Annotated in this window: 2 protein-coding genes; one reads left to right on the forward strand and one right to left on the reverse strand. The window is 67.2% G+C overall.

Annotated elements, in window-relative coordinates:
* Positions 1-76: 76 nt before the first annotated feature.
* Complete coding sequence (coaBC, locus tag MUO23_04910) at positions 77-1,306, reverse strand: bifunctional phosphopantothenoylcysteine decarboxylase/phosphopantothenate--cysteine ligase CoaBC (GenBank protein MCJ7512292.1); 1,230 nt, start codon at positions 1,304-1,306, stop codon at positions 77-79.
* Positions 1,307-1,631: 325 nt separating this feature from the next.
* On the opposite strand from coaBC, the gene MUO23_04915 reads away from it, so the two are divergent.
* Positions 1,632-2,182 (forward strand): M2 family metallopeptidase (locus tag MUO23_04915; GenBank protein MCJ7512293.1); only part of this gene is annotated, 551 nt, incomplete at its 3' end.

Consider the following 2,182-nt stretch of genomic DNA (forward strand, 5'->3'; position numbering starts at 1 on the left):
GGGCCGACCCAATCGTCGAAGGCGAAACCCTGAGTCCCGAGGACCAGGCGGCCTGGGGTGGGCTGGGGCATGGCGCCTACCTGAGCAGGGCCTCGACCCGGTCGAGAATATGCTCCGCTACCTGATCCTTGGGCATCACCGGCAGCGCCTGGACACCCCCGCCGGCGTCCAGTAGGGTTACACGGTTGGTGTCCACCGCGAATCCTGCGTCCGTCGCCAGGATATCGTTGGCAACGATCAAGGACAGCCCTTTGCGCTCGAGCTTGCCGCGGGCGTTGTCAAGCAGATCCTGGCTCTCGGCCGCGAATCCGACGATCACCCCGGGCTTGCCGCCCGTCTTCCGCCGGGTGGTGACCTCCGCCAGGATATCCTCGGTCGGTTCGAGGCTCAAGGTCTGCCCGGAGCCGCCGCGCTTCATCTTGTGGGGGGCGCTCGCCTGAGGCCGGTAGTCAGCCACGGCTGCCGCCATCAGCAACACGTCGCTGTCATTGGCGTGCGCCAGCACCGCTTCCCGCATCTCGGCCGCGGTCGATACATCGACCAAGGTCACACCGTATGGAACGGGTACGCTGGATGGTCCGCTGATCAGCACGACCTGCGCCCCACGATCAATGGCTACCTGTGCCAGAGCATAGCCCTGCCTGCCGCTGGAGCGGTTCACCACTGCCCGGACCGGATCGATCGGCTCCTGGGTCCCGCCGGCCGTGACGACAATGCGCCGGCCAGCCAGGCTGCCCTTCCGCCCCAGCAGGTACCGCACCACCCCCAGCAATTGGGTCGGCTCCAGCATTCGCCCCAGCCCGATTTCGCCGGAGGCCATCCGACCCGTGGCCGGCCCGGCAAAGAAGACGCCGCGCTGCCGCAGGATCTCAAGATTCGCCTGGGTGGCCGGGTTCGCGTACATGCCGGCGTCCATCGCCGGGGCAGCCGCTACCGGGCAGGTGCAGGCCAACGCCGTCAGCCCGATCAATGTGTCGGCCAGGCCATGGGCGAGCCGCGCCAGCGTCGTGGCCGTCGCCGGAGCGATCAGTAGCAGGTCCGCTCGTCGGGCCAGGTCCACATGCAGAACATGCGCCTGGCTGCCCCACAGATCGGCGTCAGTGAAAGGCCTGCGGCCGGTCAGCGCCTGAAACGTCAACGGAGTCACGAACTGCATGCCGCCCTGGCTGAGCAGCACGTCGACCTGGGCCCCGGCCTGCGCCAGGGCCGAGGCCAGCTCGGCTGCCTTGTAGGCCGCGATCGATCCCGTCACGCCTAGCAAGATGCCTCGGCCCTTCAGCACCGGGACGATCGAGATGTCGCTCATCGCTGCCACCCTTCCCGGACAGGATCGGACCTGCCGTCTTGGATTCTACAACGTTCCTCCCGACCGCTGGAACCATCCCTTGGCCGGCTTCCAGGCCGCCGACAGGCACCTCCCAGCCCGACGGGCACACGCATGCGTGCCGGAGTCCGGCCTTGAGATTCGGCCAGGCAGCGGGGCAGGGCAATAGAGGAAAGCGACCGCAGGTCGCGAAGCTCGACATCGGAGAAAGCCGCGGCTTGTCCCTGCCGCCTGTTGGCTGCGCCACACCGGCTGCGGTCCCCCTGAGTTATACTGCCGCCAGCTCGAGGACGAAGGAGCGCCATCTGTGACCAACTCGACAGAGGTATTTGTGCAACAAACCGTTGAAGCCGCCCGCCCGCTGGAGAAGGCACTCAACCTGGCCGAGTGGGAAGCGGCAACGACGGGGACCGAGCAGGCGAACCAGCGCCAGCAGCAGGCCCAGAGCGCCTACATGCGCTTCTGGGCGAATGCCGAGATCCACGCCCAGGCCAATGAACGCCTGCGGGCCCAACCGCCGAGCGATCCGCTGCTTGCCCGCCAGTTGCGCCTGATCTACCTGACCTCAGCCAAGAACCAGCAGGATGAGGAAAGCATCGAGCAACTCACTCGCCTCGAAGCCGAGGTACGCGGCCAGTACTACAACTTCCGCGGAGAGGTTGACGGACGCGCCTTGTCCGACAATGAGCTGGTGAACATCCTGAAATCGAGCCGTGACTCGGCCGAGGTCCAGGTAGCCTGGGAAGCTAGCAAGCGCGTCGGGGCACAGGTGGCCGAGACCGTGCGCCAGTTGGCGCGGCTGCGCAACGCCGCCGCCCGGCGCCAGGGCTTCCGGGATCACTTCCAGCGCTCGCTGAC

It is taken from the genome of Anaerolineales bacterium, from assembly GCA_022866145.1.
GTDB lineage: Bacteria > Chloroflexota > Anaerolineae > Anaerolineales > E44-bin32 > PFL42.

Coding starts and splice junctions, on each gene's coding strand:
- coaBC (MCJ7512292.1), bottom strand. CDS start 1,306: ATGAGCGACATCTCGATCGTCCCGGTGCTGAAGGGCCGAGGCATCTTG.